The organism is Nocardia sp. NPDC050713 (genome assembly GCF_040654315.1).
Taxonomy (GTDB): Bacteria; Actinomycetota; Actinomycetes; order Mycobacteriales; family Mycobacteriaceae; genus Nocardia.
The window spans coordinates 530,265-548,765 of record NZ_JBFAHS010000002.1 but is presented as its reverse complement, the minus strand read 5'-3'; the positions used below and the strand labels follow the sequence as shown (position 1 = coordinate 548,765).

The 18,501-nt window shown below is 67.6% G+C and carries 25 protein-coding genes; 11 read left to right on the top strand and 14 right to left on the bottom strand.

What is annotated here, in order from left to right:
- Nucleotides 1-12: 12 nt before the first annotated feature.
- The 5 genes from gvpO to AB0H49_RS05920 are packed head-to-tail and all read left to right on the top strand — an operon-like array spanning nt 13 to nt 2,019.
- Nucleotides 13-345, top strand: coding sequence for a gas vesicle protein GvpO (gvpO, locus tag AB0H49_RS05940; RefSeq protein ID WP_355001390.1), 333 nt, complete (start codon nt 13-15; stop codon nt 343-345).
- On the top strand, nt 342-737 hold the full coding sequence (gene gvpJ, locus AB0H49_RS05935) for a gas vesicle protein GvpJ (RefSeq protein WP_355001391.1): 396 nt from the start codon (nt 342-344) through the stop codon (nt 735-737). The genes gvpO and gvpJ overlap by 4 nt, the downstream gene beginning before the upstream one ends.
- The gene (locus AB0H49_RS05930; protein ID WP_357247663.1) at nt 730-1,515 is read left to right on the top strand and encodes a GvpL/GvpF family gas vesicle protein; all 786 of its coding nucleotides are present in this window, start codon (nt 730-732) and stop codon (nt 1,513-1,515) included. The genes gvpJ and AB0H49_RS05930 overlap by 8 nt, the downstream gene beginning before the upstream one ends.
- Nucleotides 1,512-1,733 carry a gas vesicle protein gene (locus AB0H49_RS05925; RefSeq protein WP_357247660.1) on the top strand — a complete coding sequence of 74 codons (222 nt, stop codon included), beginning with the start codon at nt 1,512-1,514 and terminating at the stop codon, nt 1,731-1,733. Before AB0H49_RS05930 ends, AB0H49_RS05925 begins: the two co-directional genes overlap by 4 nt.
- Complete coding sequence (locus tag AB0H49_RS05920; protein WP_357247657.1) at nt 1,726-2,019, top strand: gas vesicle protein K; 294 nt, start codon at nt 1,726-1,728, stop codon at nt 2,017-2,019. The genes AB0H49_RS05925 and AB0H49_RS05920 overlap by 8 nt, the downstream gene beginning before the upstream one ends.
- 13 nt (nt 2,020-2,032) lie before the next feature.
- Here AB0H49_RS05920 and AB0H49_RS05915 read toward each other — a convergent pair whose 3' ends face one another.
- The 5 genes from AB0H49_RS05915 to AB0H49_RS05895 form a co-directional block, all read right to left on the bottom strand.
- Nucleotides 2,033-2,986 (bottom strand): alpha/beta hydrolase, encoded by a 954-nt coding sequence (locus AB0H49_RS05915; RefSeq protein WP_357247654.1) that lies wholly within the window; start codon nt 2,984-2,986, stop codon nt 2,033-2,035.
- Between the two features lie 127 nt (nt 2,987-3,113).
- Nucleotides 3,114-3,566, bottom strand: a complete 453-nt coding sequence (locus AB0H49_RS05910) for a VOC family protein (protein WP_355001396.1) — start codon at nt 3,564-3,566, stop codon at nt 3,114-3,116.
- Between the two features lie 81 nt (nt 3,567-3,647).
- Nucleotides 3,648-4,565 (bottom strand): phytanoyl-CoA dioxygenase family protein, encoded by a 918-nt coding sequence (locus tag AB0H49_RS05905; protein WP_357247650.1) that lies wholly within the window; start codon nt 4,563-4,565, stop codon nt 3,648-3,650.
- Nucleotides 4,566-4,625: 60 nt separating this feature from the next.
- A complete protein-coding gene (locus AB0H49_RS05900) occupies nt 4,626-5,675 on the bottom strand; it encodes an LLM class flavin-dependent oxidoreductase (RefSeq protein ID WP_357247647.1) in 1,050 nt (349 codons plus the stop codon).
- The gene (locus AB0H49_RS05895; RefSeq protein ID WP_357247644.1) at nt 5,675-6,187 is read right to left on the bottom strand and encodes an SRPBCC family protein; all 513 of its coding nucleotides are present in this window, start codon (nt 6,185-6,187) and stop codon (nt 5,675-5,677) included. Before AB0H49_RS05895 ends, AB0H49_RS05900 begins: the two co-directional genes overlap by 1 nt.
- 120 nt (nt 6,188-6,307) lie before the next feature.
- On the opposite strand from AB0H49_RS05895, the gene AB0H49_RS05890 reads away from it, so the two are divergent.
- Entirely contained in the window at nt 6,308-6,868 is a 561-nt protein-coding gene (locus AB0H49_RS05890) for a helix-turn-helix domain-containing protein (protein WP_357247641.1), read from the top strand.
- Nucleotides 6,869-6,914: 46 nt separating this feature from the next.
- Here the strand turns inward: AB0H49_RS05890 and AB0H49_RS05885 are convergent, their stop codons facing one another.
- Nucleotides 6,915-7,406 (bottom strand): hypothetical protein, encoded by a 492-nt coding sequence (locus AB0H49_RS05885; protein ID WP_357247638.1) that lies wholly within the window; start codon nt 7,404-7,406, stop codon nt 6,915-6,917.
- 116 nt (nt 7,407-7,522) lie between these two features.
- Between AB0H49_RS05885 and AB0H49_RS05880 the strand changes: the two genes are divergently transcribed.
- Nucleotides 7,523-8,104 carry a TetR/AcrR family transcriptional regulator gene (locus AB0H49_RS05880; protein WP_357247975.1) on the top strand — a complete coding sequence of 194 codons (582 nt, stop codon included), beginning with the start codon at nt 7,523-7,525 and terminating at the stop codon, nt 8,102-8,104.
- A gap of 154 nt (nt 8,105-8,258) precedes the next feature.
- Entirely contained in the window at nt 8,259-8,753 is a 495-nt protein-coding gene (locus tag AB0H49_RS05875; RefSeq protein ID WP_357247635.1) for a hypothetical protein, read from the top strand.
- A 264-nt stretch (nt 8,754-9,017) separates the two neighbouring features.
- Here AB0H49_RS05875 and AB0H49_RS05870 read toward each other — a convergent pair whose 3' ends face one another.
- The 3 genes from AB0H49_RS05870 to AB0H49_RS05860 all read right to left on the bottom strand — a co-directional run bounded on the left by AB0H49_RS05870 (nt 9,018) and on the right by AB0H49_RS05860 (nt 11,709).
- Nucleotides 9,018-9,770: an SDR family oxidoreductase gene (locus AB0H49_RS05870; protein WP_355001404.1), complete on the bottom strand. Its 753-nt coding sequence runs from the start codon at nt 9,768-9,770 to the stop codon at nt 9,018-9,020.
- 37 nt (nt 9,771-9,807) lie between these two features.
- Nucleotides 9,808-11,022, bottom strand: a complete 1,215-nt coding sequence (locus tag AB0H49_RS05865) for an acyl-CoA dehydrogenase family protein (RefSeq protein ID WP_357247632.1) — start codon at nt 11,020-11,022, stop codon at nt 9,808-9,810.
- 102 nt (nt 11,023-11,124) lie between these two features.
- Entirely contained in the window at nt 11,125-11,709 is a 585-nt protein-coding gene (locus tag AB0H49_RS05860) for a TetR/AcrR family transcriptional regulator (protein ID WP_355001406.1), read from the bottom strand.
- Between the two features lie 115 nt (nt 11,710-11,824).
- Here AB0H49_RS05860 and AB0H49_RS05855 point away from each other — a divergent pair, with 115 nt between their 5' ends.
- Nucleotides 11,825-12,670: an alpha/beta fold hydrolase gene (locus AB0H49_RS05855; protein WP_355001407.1), complete on the top strand. Its 846-nt coding sequence runs from the start codon at nt 11,825-11,827 to the stop codon at nt 12,668-12,670.
- A gap of 18 nt (nt 12,671-12,688) precedes the next feature.
- On the opposite strand, the gene AB0H49_RS05850 is transcribed toward AB0H49_RS05855, so the two are convergent.
- Nucleotides 12,689-13,582, bottom strand: a complete 894-nt coding sequence (locus AB0H49_RS05850) for an SGNH/GDSL hydrolase family protein (RefSeq protein ID WP_357247627.1) — start codon at nt 13,580-13,582, stop codon at nt 12,689-12,691.
- Nucleotides 13,583-13,718: 136 nt separating this feature from the next.
- Nucleotides 13,719-14,192, bottom strand: a complete 474-nt coding sequence (locus AB0H49_RS05845; protein ID WP_355001409.1) for a pentapeptide repeat-containing protein — start codon at nt 14,190-14,192, stop codon at nt 13,719-13,721.
- Nucleotides 14,193-14,464: 272 nt separating this feature from the next.
- Between AB0H49_RS05845 and AB0H49_RS05840 the strand changes: the two genes are divergently transcribed.
- The gene (locus tag AB0H49_RS05840) at nt 14,465-15,373 is read left to right on the top strand and encodes a phosphatidylinositol mannoside acyltransferase (RefSeq protein ID WP_357247624.1); all 909 of its coding nucleotides are present in this window, start codon (nt 14,465-14,467) and stop codon (nt 15,371-15,373) included.
- A 51-nt stretch (nt 15,374-15,424) separates the two neighbouring features.
- Here the strand turns inward: AB0H49_RS05840 and AB0H49_RS05835 are convergent, their stop codons facing one another.
- Nucleotides 15,425-15,637: a hypothetical protein gene (locus AB0H49_RS05835; protein ID WP_355001411.1), complete on the bottom strand. Its 213-nt coding sequence runs from the start codon at nt 15,635-15,637 to the stop codon at nt 15,425-15,427.
- Nucleotides 15,634-16,134, bottom strand: a complete 501-nt coding sequence (locus tag AB0H49_RS05830) for a DNA-directed RNA polymerase subunit beta (protein WP_357247621.1) — start codon at nt 16,132-16,134, stop codon at nt 15,634-15,636. Before AB0H49_RS05830 ends, AB0H49_RS05835 begins: the two co-directional genes overlap by 4 nt.
- Nucleotides 16,135-16,356: 222 nt before the next feature.
- Between AB0H49_RS05830 and AB0H49_RS05825 the strand changes: the two genes are divergently transcribed.
- Nucleotides 16,357-17,535: a helix-turn-helix transcriptional regulator gene (locus AB0H49_RS05825; protein WP_357247618.1), complete on the top strand. Its 1,179-nt coding sequence runs from the start codon at nt 16,357-16,359 to the stop codon at nt 17,533-17,535.
- Between the two features lie 122 nt (nt 17,536-17,657).
- Here the strand turns inward: AB0H49_RS05825 and AB0H49_RS05820 are convergent, their stop codons facing one another.
- Nucleotides 17,658-17,945, bottom strand: coding sequence for a hypothetical protein (locus AB0H49_RS05820; protein WP_355001414.1), 288 nt, complete (start codon nt 17,943-17,945; stop codon nt 17,658-17,660).
- Nucleotides 17,946-18,501 lie beyond the last annotated feature (556 nt).

The following is an 18,501-nucleotide window of genomic DNA, read 5'->3' as shown; positions in this document are numbered from 1 at the left end:
GGAGTGATCCGAGTGAGCGCCCGGAGAGCCGACGACGAGACCGAGGACGGCGGCCGATCGGATCGATCGCAGTGCCGGACCGCCGCACAGGCGGCCGCGGCGGCGATCGCGGAGCTGGCCGAGCTGACTTCGAAGCAGGCCGAGGGGGCAACCTCGGCCGAGCCCATCGAGGAGGGCTGGCTGGTCGAGATCGAGGTGCTCGAGGACCGTCGCATCCCCTCGTCGTCGGACATGCTCGCGCTCTACGAGGTGGAACTCGACCTGGACGGAAACCTGGTGGCCTACCGCAGAACCCGGCGTTACAGCCGCGGCAGCACCGACATCGGTGTCCGAGGTTCGTCATGACCGTCGTGAACAGCGGATCATCGATGCCGGAGCCGTACGGTGGCGGCCACCGGTCGACGAACCTCGGCGACATCCTCGAGCGGGTCCTCGACAAAGGCTTGGTCATCGCGGGCGACATTCAGGTCAATCTGCTCGACATCGAGCTCCTCACGATCAAGCTGCGGCTGGTGGTCGCGTCGCTGGAGACCGCGAAGGCGGTGGGCATCGACTGGTGGGAGACCGATCCGTGGCTCAACAGCAAGGCACGGTCCCTCGAGCGGCAGGATCACGATCTCGAACTCGAGAACCAGAAGCTGCGCGATCGGATCGCCGAACTGGAGTCGCGAAAGGATCTCGGCCGCAAGCCCATCGAGCGCGCACGCGAACCGGAGGAAGAGCGAGACCGTGACTGACGCCGACGGAGTCTGGCTGTACGCGGTGACCGCGGACCTCGGGGCAGACCTGGGCGACCTGACCGGCGTGGCCGGGGAGGCGGTGCGCACGGTGGTCTCCGGCGATCTCGCGGCAGTCGTGGGGTCGGTGCCGCTCGCGGTCTTCGGCGACGAGCCGCTGCGCCGGAATCTGGAGGATCTGACGTGGCTGGAGGCGACGGCTCGGGCCCACGACACCGTGGTCTCCGCACTGGCGCGACGAGGCGCGGCCGTGCCGCTGCGCTTGGCCGTCGTCTTCCTCGACGACGACCGGGTGCGCGGCATGCTCGACGAACGCCGCGCGGCCTTCGAATCGGCGCTTGCCCTGATCCAGGGGCGGACCGAGTGGGGCGTCAAAGCCTACGGCGACCGGGCGGCGCTCACCGCCGCGGTGGCCGAGGCCGATCTGGCCCGGACCGAAAGAGGCGGCGCGGGCACGGCTTATCTGCTGCGGCGGCGCGCGCAGTTGTCCGCGCGGGAGACCGTCGAACGCGACGCGGCCGAGCGCGCCGACCAGATTCACGAGCGCCTCGTCCGGCAGGCCGCGGCGGGTCGGCGTCAGCCGCTGACCGATCCCGTGCTGAACGGTCGCCGGGACTGGATGGTGCTCAACGGCACCTACCTCGTCGACGACGACCGCGCCGACGAATTCGCCGCGGTGGTGGAGGATCTCGGGAAGCAGTTCCCCGGCATCCGGCTCGAACTCACCGGTCCCTGGCCGCCGTACTCGTTCGCCGGTGCGGAACGGGAGGCGCGATGACGCGCACCGACAGCGAGCGACGCGTCGCGCTCATCGATCTGCTGGATCGGGTGCTCGCGGGCGGCGTCGTCGTCACCGGCGACATCAGGCTCTCCATCGCGGACGTCGACATGGTCCAGATCTCGCTGCGCGCCCTGATCTCCTCGGTCAGCACCATCTCCGCCAACCCGCTCGCGCCGACGGCGCGCAGCGCACTGGAACCGGCCCCGGATGACTGAATTCGACGGCCTGTCACCGCGTATCGACGCCGATCCCGAATCCGTCGAACGCGGACTCGTCACGCTCGTACTCACCTTGGTGGAGCTGCTGCGACAGCTGATGGAGCGCCAGGCACTACGCCGCGTGGACGACGGCGACCTCAGCGAGGTGCAGATCGAACGCATCGGCACCACCCTCATGCTGCTCGAGCAGCGCATGGACGAATTGCGCGAGCACTTCGGTCTCACACCCGAGGACCTGAACATCGACCTCGGCCCACTGGGCACGCTTCTGCCCGAGAGGTGACAGTCCGTGCGGACTATGCGGCGAGGAGGCCGGGATCATCGGCCACGGGGGTGCCGCCCGCTCGCTCCAGCAGGCGGGCGAGGGCGTCGGCGACGTGGCGTGGTTGCTCGAGGATCACGGAGTGGCCAGCGCCCTCGACCATCACCAGGTCCGAGTACTCGATGGTGGCGGCCATCGCGACGGAGTGCGAGGGCGGCGTCATCAGGTCGGCCGAGCCGCACAGCACCAGCGTCGGGATCTTCGAGAGGACGGCGAGCGCGTCGGTCTGGTCGTAGACCATGAAGGCGCTCAGGAAGCTCGCCATCGTCACGATCGAAGTCTTGTTGTGCATCGCGTTGGCGAGCGTCAGCACCCGCGAGCTGACCTTGCGATCGCCGAACTCGGCGGTGCGGATGAGGGGGGCGAAGACCTTGCAGGCCAACAGCTTCGCGTGGTGCATCATGGTCGGCGCGCGCCGGACGGCGGCCTGGAACAAGGAAATGACCGGGTTGCGCAGGAGGCGGCCGAAGCCCGCGTCGGCGAGCCCGCTCGCGGCGGTCGCGATGAGCGCGACGCCGACGACGCGAGTGCCGATTTCGTGCGGGTACAAGCTGGCATAGGTCAGCGCGGTCATGCCACCCATGGAGTGGCCGACCAGCACGACCGGCCCGATGGGGGCGACGGCGTCGAGCACGTCGCGCAGGTCGTGGCCGAGCTGCTCGAGGTTGTAGGTCTGACGGGACGCGACGGCGGAGTCGCCGTGGCCGCGGTGGTCGTAGCAGACGAGCCGACCGCCCGGATACTTGCGCATCAGCGCGTCGCGGACGTAGGCCCAAGACGCGGTGCGCAGGCAGTGTCCGTGCAGGAGTACGACCGTGAGCTCCGCGTCTTGCGGTCCGTATTCACGAAGGGCGAGTTCCACACCGTCTCGGGTCGAGACCGTGGCACGCCGACCCGCCGAGGTGGCGGCTGTGCTGGTGATCGACATCGGAGGCTCCGGTTCGCTGGTGGTTACGTGTCCCACTGTCCGCCGGATCGTCCGCCGTAGTCAGTGCCCCGAGAGCTGAAGTCGCTTCCCCAAGGGTGAACGGATCACCACCTTGGTGGAACCGGATCTACGCGGCGCAGAACTCGTTGCCTTCGGGGTCTCGCATGACCCACCAGTGCCCGGCGGGTCCGTTGTCGAACTCGCGGACGCGAGTCGCGCCGAGCCCTTCCAGCCGTGCCACGAGCCCCTCGAGATCGCCCGGCTCGCTGTGCACGTCGATGTGCAGGCGGTTCTTGCCGGACTTGTCCTCGGGTACGTCCTGGAAGAGCAGCCGCCTGCCGCGCCCGACGCCACTGAGCGGATCGAACGGATCGTCGGGATGCCGGATTCCGGCGTAGCCGCGAAAGATCTTGCGGCCTCCGTGCTCCAGAATCGCCTCCTCGCCGAGATGGCCCGCGGCGAGCAGCTGCTCGATGAGAGCGCTGGGGTCTTCCACCTCGTACTCCAGGGCCGCGGCCCAGAAGTCCGCGAGGGCGGGCGCGTTCTTGCTGTCGATGACGAGCTTCCAGTTCAATGCCACGCGCCGGAAACTACACCGCCGGTACGACAGAAACGCGGCGCCAGGCCCGCACCGACACATCGAAGCCGAACCCGACTCCGGTCACGGTCGGTAGCGCCAAGGTGACAGGTCGAGGTCGGGGTAGCGCAACGCCATGCCCGCCAGAGTTTCGTCGGTCCAGAAGGCATGGCCGGGCGGCGGGAATCCGAAGAGCTGTAGCTGACGCGGGCTGGCGCGTTCGACGAACCGATACCAGGCGGGTTCGTGGCTGCGCAGCGCCCATCCGTAGCGCTGGCCCCACTCGTTGTCGGCGCGGCGGTAGCCCAGATGCATCGAGAAACGCGCGCCGCCCGGCCGTGCCATGCCGGTACCGCGGTGAAAGGTGCCCAACTCGAACGCCACCACCGTGCCGGCGGGACCGGCGGCGGAGACCTCACGTTCGTACAGGTCCGGTCGGCCCGGCCCGCGGAACCTCGCGGCCGGGTCTTGTCCGGACTCCCCATCCGGAAACCAGTTCGGTGTGGCGGCGATATCCCTTGTGTGAGTTCGCGATACGAGATGGGGAGGGCCCAGAGCCTCGGGGACGTCGTCGAGGAAGACGAACATCTCGACCTGCTTGAAGGCCGGAGCGCTGCTCGGCACCAGCAGGGTGTGGTTGAGGTAGTCGCGGTGTAGATGCTGGTCGTAGTCCGCCGCACCGGTGTACTTCGCCCACGCCTCGGCCGTGTAGAGGCGTAAGTCGTTGCTGCCCAGCAGTTCCTCGGCCAGATCGATGAGCAAATCGTGCACCGCCAACAGGGCGACCTCGGTGCCGGCGAAGGGAAAACTGTCGATACCGGCGAACTCGTCGCCGACGAAGCGGTCGCGGCGCGGGTCGCTGCCGTCGTGGAACCCATGCGCCGAAGGGAACATCGACGCCAGATCGGCGACCGCGGGCGTCAAGACGTCTTCGGGCAGATATCCGGGCAGGACGGCGAAACCGTGCCGATTCCACGCACGGGATGCGTTCGTAAGATCCACCGGCACAGTCTCGCCGCATATCTTTCTGTCCGCCAATTGATTCCGAGCGGCTGGGGCTGCTCAGCGAGACGGTAGGGCGCGGATGATGTCGAGGGCTTGGCCGAGGTTGTCCAGGCGAGCGGCGAGGGTGTCCCCCGCGGGATAGAGGCGGACGGTGTCGACACCGGCTTCCTGCCAGACCCGCAACCGGTCGCGCACCATGCCGCACGTTCCGATGAGGGTGGTGGCCAGCACCATGTCGTCGCTGATCAGCGCCGCCGCACCGGCGCGGTCGCCCGCGTGCCAGCGCTCGTTCACCTCGGCGGCGATATCCGACCAGCCCTGCCTGCTGTAGGCGTTGTTGTAGAAGTTGGTCGTGCTGGTGCCCATCGCGCTCAGCGAGAACGCCAGCTCCAGCTTGCGACTGGCGAGCACTTCCGGCAGGTCCGCCTCGTCGGCGACGATGTTCACTTCCGCGCCTTGGCAGATGTCCAGATCGGCGCGGGTGCGACCGAAGCGGCTCAGGCCTTTGTCCAGATGGGAGAAGTACGCCTCGTCGGCGCCTTCCGGGACGAAGCTGGTACCCAGCCAGCCGTCGGCGATCTCACCGGTCAGTTCCAGCATCTTCGGCGACAGCGTCGCGAGGTAGATCGGCACCGACACCGGCTCCAGGGAAACCCGCATCGGCTTGCCCTGTCCATCGGGCAGCGGAATCGCGAATTCCCTTCCGCGATAAGCGATCTTGTCGCCGGTGAACACCTGGCGGACGATCTCGACGGTCTCGCGCATGCGCCGCAGCGGGTGGGCGAACGGTACGCCGTGCAGCCCCTCGATGACCTGTGGACCCGAGGCGCCCAAGCCGAGCAGGAACCGGCCACCGGACAGCTGCGCCAAGGTCATCGCGGTCTGGGCGATCGTGACCGGCGATCGGGTTCCGAGCTGAATGACGCCCGAACCCAACAGGATTCGTTCCGTGCGCGCGGCCAGATAACCCAGCGGCGACGGCGCGTCGCTCCCCCACGCCTCGGCCACCCAGCACATGTCGAGCCCGAGCTTCTCGGCTTCGACGACGAACCCGGTGATCGTGCGCCAATCGCCGCCGGTACCTTCCACGGTCGTCGCGGTGCGCATCACTTCTCCTGTTCGGCGAGCCGCTTGATGGCGGCGAGGTTGGTTCGGATACCTCTCTCGAATTCGCGCAGCCGCACGAAAACGATCTTCTGTTCCTTGTCGGGCATCGCCTCGATCGCGAGGCTGAGTCCGGACGGCGCCGGTCCCATCTGCGCTTCCTGGCGCAGTGTCGTCCCCGAACCGGTGGGCTCGAGCGCGAACCGCCACACCGACGACGGATGGGCGGGATCGCCTATCGCCCAAGCGAATCGACGTGGTCCGTCGAACTCCACCACGGTGCTGACCGTCTCCCATTCGCCCAGGGATGGATGGGCATTCCGGCCGACGAACCGGCGCCCGACGCCGGGGCCGGTGGCCTCGTCCAGCCAGGACACGTCCTGCACCTCGGCGCTGAGCTGCGGCATCAGGTGAATATCGCTGATCAGCTCCCATACCGCGTTCGCGTCCGCCTCGATGTAGATCTCCGCGGCGACCGCCGGCACGTCCGCATAGACCTGTCCGGTCCACTCCATTTCCGAACCCTTCCCGCTAGCCCCTCTACCTCCATAGTTGCGTAGATAGACCCACTAAGCAAATGCAGAAGACTGGTTCTAGCTGCTGAGTCTTATAAATAGATCCGCTAGCATGGTCGAATGAGGCGTACCTCGTTCGCACACTGGCCCTGCTCGTTCGCGCGCACCATCGACCTGCTCGGCGACTGGTGGACCCCGATGGTCATGCGCGAAGCGTTCTACGGATTCCGTCGATTCGACGAGTTCCAGCAGGAGCTCGGCATCGCCAGGAACACGCTGTCCGAGCGGCTGCGCCGACTTGTCGAGGCCGGATTGCTCGACAAGGTCCTGTACGAAACGCAGCCGCCCCGATACGAGTACGTGCTGACCGAATCCGGGCGCGACTTCTACACCATCGTCGCCGCGATGACCCGATGGGGCGATCGGTGGCTCGCCGACAGTGACGGACCGCCGCTGGTCTTTCACCACGAGCCCTGCGGACACGACAGCACGGCCGAGGTGGTGTGCGGACACTGCCGAGAACCGATCGATGTCGACGACGTCGTACCACGCCCGGGCCCCGGCTACCCCGCCAAACTGCTCACCCGCCCGGATGTGCGGCGGAGATTCCACCTCGACGAATCCGGCGACGCCCGGCCGCACGACAACCCCGCGCGAGCCGAAAACGCCACGACTCCATAACGCGCTCGGTCGGTCTCGCCTCGGGACGCCTGCCCGCTTCGACGGACTATCGAGGCGAGCCATGCGCGCTGCACCCGGAGCTTGCGGGACCGATCGCGTTCGCGATCGCGAAGCCGACGACGATCAACGTCGGAACGAGCAACACCTCGAAGCTCACCACCGGCCCGGCGCTGTGGTGCCCGGCATGCGCCGCCGCGCCGGGGCTCGTGCCCATCGCCGCGGCCATGAACGCGGGATCGGCGATGTACAGATACATCGGATAGCACACGGCGACAGTGACGGACAGACCGGCGGCCGCGATCACGCCCGCGGCGGGCCCGGCCGGAAGATGTCGCGAGGCCCACTGGATGACCAGCCAGGTCAGAACTCCGGGAGCGAAACCCCATCCGAGGACGAACCAGGTCGCCATCAGCGTCTTGCGGGCCGGATCCTCGGCCATGGCAAGCAGATCCGCGTGCCAGGCGAGCAGATCGAAGCACGCGCCGATGACCGTGAGCCGGACGCAGACGCCGAGGGTGCTGGAACTCGATTCCTCCATCGGGCTCAGTGAAACACGGCTTCTATGAATTATGCAATAGTGTATAGAACTGCGGGCCTCCTCGGCCCGCGCGTGACGTCGAAGGAGGGGCCGTGCCCAAGAACACCAGGGCGGCGATGATCCACAGTGCGGTGGAAGTGCTGCGCGAGCGCGGGGTCGGCGGCGTGACGATCGACGCGATCCTGGCCCGCAGCGGCTCGCCGCGTGGCTCGGTGTATCACCACTTCCCCGGCGGCCGAGCGCAATTGATCACCGAGGCCCTGGAATTCGCCGGGGACGCGATCGGCGCCATCATCGAGGGGGCGGCCGCGGAGGGATCTACCGCGATCCTGCACGAGTTCGTGCGATTCTGGCGGCAGATGCTGCTCGACAGCGATTTCACCGCGGGCTGCCCGGTGGTCGCGGTGGCCGTCGGCTCCAACGACGAGGCGCCCGAACTGTTCGACAGCACGGCCGGAATCTTCCAACGCTGGTGGGACGCACTGCATCGGGCGTTCCTCGGCGAGGGTCTGGCCGAGGACGATGCCGGGCAGCTGGCGACCATGGCGATCGCCTCGGTCGAAGGCGCTGTGGTGCTGTGCCGGTCACGGCGCGGCCCGCAGCCGCTCGACGACGTCGCGCACCAGCTGGAACTCCTGATCGACAGTCAGCGCTTCCTCTCCCGCGCACGCCGCTCGACATCGACCGAGCGGTCTTAGCCGAGGATCTTCCGCTCGATCCCTCTGGTCTATGCATTATGGTATGTGACATACTCTGCACCAGCCGTCGACCACCGCTCGACCGGCCATCCCAGCGACCCACTCGGCGTCGTCACACCACCGGCCCGCACCGGTGCAGATTCAGGAGTACTCAATGGCCACGATGCCGAATTTCGCCACGACCGCAGGACCGTCGATGTCCGAGGGTGAACGCCGAGCTCTCCGGACGATCAAGGTCTTCATTTCCCTGGGTTTCCAAGGGGAACTGTTGTTCTTGATCATCGGGTTGATCCTCTTTCCCGATAACGGCCCACTCGTATGGCGTTTGGTTTGGACCCTCGGCTTGTGCGGAATCGGCATGGGCGCGGCCGTCGGCGGCATCACTTACCTGATCGGCCACCGATTCCGCCCCGGCACCCGCGCCGCCTACCTCGTCACCGCGTTGTCCGCGGCAGCGGCATACAGCGTGTGCCAGACGCTGTGCTGGAGCCTGGACCACAACGTCGGCCTGAACTACTGGGGTTCGATCGACATGCCCGAACTGTTCTTGATCAAGGGCTACACCGCCGCGATTCTCGGCGGCGTGACAGGCAGCTTCCTGCTGAATTCCGACCTCGGCACTCGCTTGCTCGATCGAGCGAGGATGTGAGCGGTTCCCTCGGAGGCTTACCCTCAGTTCCCGGAAAGCACTGAAAAACGAACCACCGCGCGGTCTTTCGACTGCGCGGTGGTGGCGTTTGCTTATCGAGGCGCCTGCTGAATGATCTTGCGGCACCGCCGATGCAGGTAGTTCACGGAGAGCCATAGCGTACGGAACGCCGGGCTGCGGGTCTGCTTGTGGTGGTAGCGGTGAGCATGCCGGGCAGATGGCTTGGCTGGCGACGGGCGCGGACCGCACCGTGTTCATCGCCCATCAGCTGACCTTGGCGACGACGCGCAGCGGCAGAACCCGCATGGCGGCCGCCAGCGGCAAGCCCGGCCAGGCGGGGACTTTGGCCTGGACGCGTTCGGCCTCGATGGCTTTGACCATGGCCCGCACGCCTTTTCGGGTCGACACCATCAGCGGCGTTCGGCCCGCGGCGGCGGTCATCTCCGACTCGATGTACCCCGGGTACAGCGTGGTGACCGCGATCGGAGTGTCGAGCAGTTCGGCGCGGATCCCCTCGGCCAGCGCCGCGACACCGGCCTTGCTCGCGGCATAGGTGGTGAGATTGCGCGGCAGGCCCCGCATCGCGCTGATCGAGGAGATGACGACGAGGTGACCGGACCGCTGACGGCGGAAGATCTCCACTGCGGCCTCGCATTGGGCAAGTGCCGCAACGAAATTCGTCTCGGCGGTCTGCCGGTTCGCGTGGAAGCGGCCGGTGCCGATCGGCTGGCCTTTGCCGAGCCCGGCGTTGACGATCACCCGGTCCAGGCCGTCGAGGTCGTCGCGGAAGGCATGGAACACCTCGAAGACCGCGTCGTGGTCGTTGACGTCGAGTTCGCGCACGCTGACCCGAATGCCGGGGTGCGCGGCGAGCAATTCGTCGCGCAGCTGGTGCAGCCGCTCGACGCGGCGCGCGCACAGCGCGAGGTCGCGTCCTTTCGCGGCGAAGCCGCGGGCCATCTCCTCGCCGAGGCCGCTGCTGGCGCCGGTGATCAGAATGCGCTGTCGGGTGGTCATCGACGATCCTCCTGAGGTTCGAATGTGTGCGGCCGGGTCACGCGCGGTCCCGATACCGGGCGAGTTCGACACGGGCGACGACGCCGAGGTGCACTTCGTCGGGGCCGTCGGCCAGCCGCAGCGCCCGCGCCGCCGAGAGGAACCCCGCCAGCGGGGTGTCGTCGGACAGTCCCGCCGCGCCGTGCAGCTGGATCGCCATATCGATCACCGAGTAGGCCATGCTCGGCACCGAGGCCTTCACCTGCGACAGCTCGCTGATCGCCGCCGCGGCTCCCCCGGTGTCCAGCAGCCACGCCGTGTGCAGGACTTGCAGCCGCGCCTGGTTGATCGCGATGCGCGCGTGCGCGATGCGTTCGCGGTTGCCACCGAGATTGATCAACGGTTTGCCGAAACCGTGGCGGCTGCTGGCCCGTTCGCAGGCCAGCTCGAGCGCGCGCTCGGCCATGCCGATCAGGCGCATGCAGTGGTGGATCCGGCCCGGTCCGAGGCGGCCCTGGGCGATCTCGAAGCCGCGGCCCGGTCCGGCGATGATCGCGTCCAGCGGCAGGCGGACGTCGGTGAACGACACTTCGCCGTGGCCGTAGGGCTCGTCGTAGTAACCCATCACCGGCAGCATCCGTTCCACCCGAACGCCCTCGGTGTCCAGCGGCACCAAGACCATCGAATGCCGTGCGTGGCGGTGCGCTTCGGGATCGGTCAGGCCCATGAAGATGACGAATCGGCAGTTCGGATGCCCGATTCCGGTGCTCCACCACTTGCGGCCGTTGAGGACGACGCTGTCGCCGTCCACGATCGCGGTCGCGCTCATGTTCGTCGCGTCCGAGGATGCCGCGTCCGGCTCGGTCATGCAGAACGCCGAACGAATCCGGCCCTCCAGCAGCGGTGTCAACCATTCCGCGCGCTGGGCGTCGCTGCCGTAGTGCACCAGCACCTCGGCGTTGCCGGTGTCGGGGGCGTTGCAGTTGAACACCTCGGGAGCCAGCAGCGAGCGACCCATCAACTCCGCCAGCGGCGCGTACTCCACGACCGACAGGCCCGCCCCGTACTTGTCGTCGGGCAGGAAGAGGTTCCACAGCCCCTGCTCACGTGCCGCGGCCTTGAGTTCCTCGACGACGGGCGAGACGACCCACCGGTCCGAAAGACCGTGCAGCGTGGCGAAATAGTCCGCCTCGCGCGGCGTGATCTCATTGTCGATGAACGTGCGTACCCGGTCGATGTAGTCACGAGCGACGGCTGAATGTGTGAAGTCCACGATGGCTCCTTGTCGATTCCCCCGATACGGCGACATTAGAACATTTCTAAGCAATGCTCAATAAGGCGCGCCTCGAAGGACTCGATGCAGGGTTCAGCGGTGTCAGTCTGCGGGCGAGCCGAACAGGCGGCCGAGGGCGTCGACGAGGTAGTCGACCAGATCCGAGGTGGCCACGTCGTCGTCGGCTTCCACGGCCATCTCCTCGGCCATCGCGAGCCAGCCGCGGACGGCGAGGCGCGTCATCGCGTCGGCCTCCGGACGCCCCATCGCGTGCAGGATCCGGTCGGTCAAGGTCGCGCGAACGTCCTGGAACACTTCCATGACTCGGTCGTCGCCGCCGCTGGCCGCGCGCACCAAGGCCACGTAATTGGCGCGACGACGCCGGATGAAGTTCACGAAGCCATCGGTGACAGCGTGCTCGCGCGTTTGCGACGTTCCGTCTTCGGGCACTTCGGTCTGACCGAGCATCCGGTCCCCCGCCGCCCGGACTACCGCGATGTAGTAGTCGCGCTTGGTCGGAAAGTAGTGGAACAGCAAGCCGCGCGAGATGCCGGCCTCCGCGGCGACCTCGTCGATGGCGAGCTCGTGGATCGGGCGGGTGACGAGCAGGCGCAGCCCGATGCCGATGAGCTGTCGGCGACGATCCTCGCTCCTCAAGCGGATGCGGGCGCTCCCGGACGCGGTCATCTGGCGAAGGTACCACCGTTGTGCAAAGCTCCATCCACTATTGAGCGTTGCTCAACCTGACGCTAGCCTGTAGCCCCGCGACGATGAGTCGACCGCTGACCAGGCAGGAGTCACTATGCCGACCAGTCACATCAATGGCGCCGAACTCGCCTACATCGACACCGGCCTCCCGCCGCGGCGGCCGCACGCGCCGACCATCGTGTTCGGACACGGGCTGTTGTTCGGCGGCTGGATGTTCGAACCGCAAATCGAGTCGCTGCGTTCGCGTTACCGCTGCGTCGCGATCGACTTCCGCGGCCAGGGCTACAGCGCACCGACGCCGTCGGGCTACGACATGGACACTCTCGCCGATGACGTGGTGGCCCTGATCGACCACCTGGATCTCGCGCCGGTGCACTACGTCGGCGTGTCCATGGGCGGGTTCGTGGGGCAACGCATCGCCGCGCGCCGCGGCGAATTGCTGCGCTCGCTGACCCTGCTCGACACCAGCGCCGAGGCCGAGAGCGCCGTGCAGTCCGCCAAGTTCAAGCTGCTCGCGTTGGTCTACCGGCTCGCCGGAACCAGCCTGGTGCGCGACCGCGCCGCGAATCTGCTGTTCGGGCCGGTGTTTCGGGCCAGCTCGGCGGGTGAGCCGGTCATTGCCGAATGGGCTCGGCGGCTGAGTCGATCCGAGCGCGCCGGAATCCACCGCGCGATCATCGGTGTCGCCGACCGTCGCGCGATCCTGCCGGAACTGGACCGCATCGATGTGCCCACCCTCGTCGTCGTCGGCGCCGACGACATCGACACCCCGCCGGACAAAGCCAAGCAGATCGCCGACCGCATCAAGGACGCCACGCTCGAGATCGTCCCCAACTGCGGCCACACGAGCACGCTCGAGCAGCCCGAGGTGATCACCGAGCTGATCGCACGATTCGTCAAAACGACCGACGACGTCGCCGCGGCCCGCACCAGGCGCTGAGCCGCGTTCACGAAACCGCTACGCGCCCAGCGTCTCCAACACCCGCCGCGCCTGGTAGTCCGCCCCGAGCTGGTTGGGATGGAAAGGCACGGCGAGACCGGCCGGTGTGCTGGAGAACGGGACGAGCCCCTCTACCCACCGCACCCCGGGAGGTTGGCAGGCGTCGTGGCCGGTGCTGCCGGTGTGGCTGTCGACGAACTCCACACCGGTGGCCGCGGCGACGCGGGCGAGCATGTGGTTGAGCTCGATGAGCTTGTCGCCCAGCCAGATCGCGTCGGCGTCGGAAATGGGAATCTCCGGGAAGCAGCCGCCGGTGGTGCCGACGGCATCGAAGTAGTCCAGCAGCAGGATGCGGGCGTGCGGGGCGCGTTCGCGGATGCCAGCGATCGTCGCGGTCACCCGGGTGGCGGCGACGCCGATGGCCTCGGTCATGCGGTCGGTGTCACCGGTGATCATTCTGTCCAGGCACGGTGTCGCGGCGGGATCGAGCGTCAGGCAGGTGAACACGGACTTCGCCAGGGCGGCGTCGTTGCCGCCGATGCCAAGGGTCACCAGATCCGTGGTGGGAGTAAGACTGTCGAATTGGGGCGGGTTGCTGCCCAGCCCTGTGGCCTGCGGGCTCGTCATGTGCCGGGTCTCGGCGCCGCCGCAGGTGGCGTCGCGAAAGACCGGTATCGACAGCGCGGCGGCCACCTGCTTCGGATAGTTGAAGGCGCTCTGCAGGCAATTCACCGGCGCGAACTGTGTGCTGATCTGACTGCCCGTGACATCGGCCGCCCACGAATCCCCCAGCGCCACATACTCGGAATACCCCGGATCGGCCGCCGCCGGTCCGGCGGGCAGTCCCGCGGCCGCGAGGGGCAGCATCGCCACCGCGGCGGACGCCAGCACTGTACGCGTGGTCCCCAGCACTGTTTCTCCGCTCGAAATACCCGACCCCGTGTATGAATTGGACTAACGTCCAGACGGAATGTAGCACGGTTGTGCGGGCATGCGCCCGCAACCGCGGAGATCGGCTTCGGTAACGGAGAATTCGTCCCCGCGCTCCTTAGGGATTGAGCCGGTATCGGCCGCCGCCGAGGGAGCGAGAGCGGGAGCGGACCTGGTCGGAATACTCGCCCCAGCGTGTCGCTTCCGACCACGTCACGTCTTTCGCCGTCGCGATGCCCGGAATCTCGGCCTCGGAGAAATCCGTTCCCGCCGCGTCGACTCGGGTCAGGTCCGCGCCGGTGAGATCCGCGCCGCGCAGATCGGCGTGGTCGAGCTGGGCGTGCGCGAGTTTGGCGTCGACCAATACCGCCTCGACCAGGTAGGCCTGGCGGAGATCGGCGGAGGTGAGATCGGCTCCGGTGAGGTCCGCTCCGGGGAGCTCGACCCCGTGCAGTCTCGCGCGAGCCAGATCGGCGCCCGGCCGGATCGCCACTCCGCCGCAGACGATCAGCACGGTGCGTAGCGATGCCGCGCCGCGCCACAGCGCGGTGGTCGCGTTCTGGAGCAGCGTTCGAGGTGCAGCAGTACTCAATCAAGCCCCCTGCATGCGAGAAGTTAGCCAGCGAGTTCCGGCACGGCACACGGTGTGGCCGCCCGGGTCGTTCGAATTGTTCGATGGACCAATCAAAATCGACGGGGTTCAGCGCTGATAGCCAGCTTATCGCTACAGTGTGACATGGAGGAAGCTCGACATGGCTTGTTCGACGGGTAATAGCTGTCGCGTCCGAATGTCCGTCGGGAAAGAGGATCCGGCGGTGTCACCGCTGTTTACGCATCCGAGTTTCGTATCCGAGAGGACACTTCGTGAACCCGAAGGACCGAGCCTGGGATCTCGGGTACGCGGCGGGCTGGCGGCTGGTGCGTTCCATGCCGCAGCGGTGGGCTGGCCGGCTGTTCGACATGGCGGCCGAGCGCTCGGCCCGTGACGGCGGACCAGACCAACTGCGGCGCAATCTGGCTCGGGTACTCGGCACCGCCCCGCACGAGGTGCCGGACGATCTCGTGCACGCGAGCCTGCGCTCCTACGCTCGCTACTGGTGTGAAGCGTTCCGGCTGCCGTCGATGGATCCGGTGCGGCTGGCCGAGACCATCGAATCCTCCGCCACCGGGCTCGAACACATCCACGAGGCGGTCGAGCGCGGACGCGGCGCGGTGCTGGCCTTGCCGCACAGCGGGAATTGGGACTTGGCGGGGGTCTGGATCGTGCAGCGGGTGGGTTCACCGACCGTCGTGGCCGAGCGGCTCGCACCGGAATCCCTGTTCCGGCGCTTCGTCCGGTTCCGTGAGAGTTTGGGTTTCGAGATCGTCCCGCTCACCGGTGCCGCGACACCACCGTTCGAGCACCTCACCGCGCGACTCGAGCAGGGGCGGATAGTCGGGCTGCTCGGTGAGCGCGATCTGTCCGGCAGAGGCGTGCCGGTCGCGTTCTTCGGCGAACCGGCCCGCATGCCCGCCGGTCCGGCCCGGCTGGCGATCGACACCGGCGCACCGCTGCTGCCGGTGCACTGCTGGTTCACCCCCGGCGGCTGGGGATTCCACGTCGGCGCGCCGATCGACACAACCGGCGGAGTGCGCCACACGACTCAAGTCCTCGCCGACCGATTCGCCGCCGGTATCGCCGCACACCCGGCAGACTGGCACATGCTGCAACGGGTATGGATCGCCGACTACACCGACGACGAACTCGCGCGCATACAGGCTCGCCGCGATTGACGGTCCGCCGCTGTCCATTCTCCGCCCGCCGCGGCACCGACTTCCGCTGAGTCAGGGTTCGAGATAGAGCCGCTCGTTCGGCAGCCGCCGGAATCCGTTCACGGCGGCATCGACGGTCACCGCGTCGACGTAGTGCCGGTCGCGGTGCTCGGCGACGAACACCAGCGCGGCGGTCAGGCACGCGACGAAGTCCATGCGCACTCCGTGCAGGAACACCGAAAGGTGCACATCCGGCTCCTCCGGTCGCGGTGAGACGGTGCTCATCGCGAATGCTCGCGGAGCGAGGTCGCGCACCTGTGCGCTCCGGAGAGCACCGCACGGCCGGAAGGGCGGAACGTCGAGTGCGCGGCGGTGATCCACCCGCGATACTCCGAGCCCTGATCGGCAGGTGACGGCAACGCGATTCGATCACCGTTGCCCAGCACCGTGATTCGGCGACTGCGAGACAACGCCGCTTGCGCCGCGACCATGGTTGCCGGGATGTCCGAGCGCACGAGGAATGTCCACGTGCGGGATCGGGGGTGGGTGACGATCGGCCCGCCGCCCTGTTTGGTGGTTTCGAGGTGGAATTCGACCGACTGTCCGAGTTCGGAAGGCATCTCGATCGCCCACACCATGCCCGCGGTGAAACTGATCCGCCCCGTGTCGGGTTCGACGACCGCGGGCAGATCGCACACCGTACGGTAATAGGCGACCCTTGAACGCGGTGTATCGGCGCCGACCCGCGCGAACGGATCGGTGCTCGGCGGGGTGTCGTTCACAACCGCCTCCTGACCACTGCGTCGAACACACCCATTCGGAACCCCCTTGTTCACTCGACATATGAGGAGCGCCCGCCGCCGGGAACTGATGGGGGCACCGCATCGACCCGGCGGCGGGGCCAGGTATCAGCTTGATGGTTGGGATGTGTTCGAAAGGCCAGTGCAGGGACAGGTTTCGAGTAGTGCGGGGCGGTGCGGTGGGGATCGATCTACCCTCGAGGCATGGGCCAGCACGCTGGGGAGCGGATCGCCGCGGAACGGAAAATCGCTGGGCTGAGCCAGCAGCAGTTGGCCGGTCGGGCCAAGTACAGCCTGAGCATGGTCAAGGCGGTCGAGCAGGGGCGTGAGGTGGCTTCTCCGGGGTTCATCGCGGCGGTGTGCGGCGCGCTCGGCATCGAACCCGAGCGGCTTCATGGCAATCCCTATGTCGAAACTCTCGCCGAAGACGGTCCGATCGAAGGGCTCGCCGAGTTGCGCACGGTGCTGGCCGAAGGCGCGTATGTCCGAGCGGTCGAGCCGCCTTCTTTCGAGGAGCTGTCCGCTGGCCTTGCCTCCGTGGAGGTGGCCCTGCGCAACGACCGCACCCGTCGTGCCCTGGTACTGCTCCCCGCTCTGATCCGGCAGTTGTACGGCGCGATCCACGCCGCGCGAAACGACCGGGACCGCGCGAAGGCGTACAAGATGCTGTGCGCGGCGTATATCGCCGCCGAGGGGGCGTGCGGCAGACTGGGCTACTCGTCGTTGACGGCGCTGGTGCTGGACCGGCTGGATTGGGCGGCATCCCACGCCGACGATCCCGCCTATGCCGTCCGCAGTCTGATCAAACGGTCGCGCCTTCTCATGGCACACGGAGCGACCGACGTGGCGATGTCCCTCGTCGATCGTGGCCTGGCTCTGGTTCCCGGTGACAGCGAGGCGGAGAAAGTCCTTCGCGGGTACAGCCACCTGCGCGGGGCGATCGTCGCCGCACGTGCACGACGCCTCGATGACGCGCGGACCCATATCGGTGCGGCACGGCGGATCGCGAGCCCGATGGCCGGGGAAAGTGCGCTTTATACGACGGATTTCGGCCCGGGGAACGTCGAGGTGCACGCTTGTGCGGTCGAGCTCGAGGCGGGCGATCCTGGCAAAGCGGCGCGTGACGGTGCCGCCTTGGCCCTTCCGTCCGATATGGCCGCGCCGAGGGCGGCTCACCACTGGCACGACAACGCCCGCGCCTGGCTGATGACCGGCAAACCCGATCAAGCCCTGGCCGCGCTCAACAAGGCCCGTGCCGCTGCGCCTCAGCAGACGCGCCTGCATCCGTCCGTGCGGGAGACTTTGTTCGGCATCGCCGCAGCGCAGCGCCGCCAGACCGAGAGCCTGGTCGGCTTCGCCTCCTGGCTCGGCGCGAGTCTCTGAGCCGTCAGCGCACCAGGCGATCCAGCGCTACCTCCGACCCCGGAGTGCTGCCGCTGGTGCGGGCAGCTCCCGGGGTTGCTGGTGTGGTTCTCCTGGGCGCGTGCCGGACGGCGGCGCGGTGATCAGTAGTAGTAGTAGTTACCGTAGGCGTCGTAGTTCTCGGACGATGTGCCGGGCGTGAGGTTGGTCTGGCCACCCGGGGTCAGGTCGGTCTGGCCGCCGGGGGTCAGATCCTGCTGGCCGCCACACACCAGGTTGGGCCAGGAACAGGTCGGCAGGCTGGGGTCCTGCTCGGCTTGGGCGACGCCAGCCGTCACCAGGCCGGCACCTAGCAGGGCGGGTGCCGCGGCGATCGCCAGGGCGCGTGCGAAGCGGTGGGTGCGGCGGGTCGAGCGCTGGTCGGTCGTCATAAGGGCTGCTCCTTCGTGTTGTTCTGGCGGGGCGGTCCCGCTGTCGTTGTGACGGTGTCCAGCCTGCTCGACGCTGGCCTGCGCTGATAGGACACCCAGGGTGCGGGACGACGCCCCCTCCTTGTGGTTCGAACCCACCAAGGTGGGCTTCGGTTCGGAGCTCGTGTGGTTGAAAAATCGACTACCCGTGACAGTTGAAAACGCGATCAGACCGGCACCTTGGGGGGCGACCAACGCCCATGTAGCAGCGCCGGCGTCCGGTGCGGAATGGGAGCCGAGACGAGCGGCGGCGGTACCTCGCGCAGGCCCAGTGGTCAGCAGCGCGATCGACGTGTTGGACAGCAATCGAGGGACGCGGCACGGTGGTGGGCGCGTCAGTGATCACCGTGAAGACGATCGGCCCGGTGGATGCCGTTGAATTCGTCGGCGCCGTGCCATCCCGCTGACTCGCGGATGAAAAGTATTGTGCTCGAACATATTTCGTCAGCAATGGAAGAGTGCGGAACACGTCGAGCAGGCACCCCGATGCCGCCGATCGTCCGTAGGCCGGTTCGCA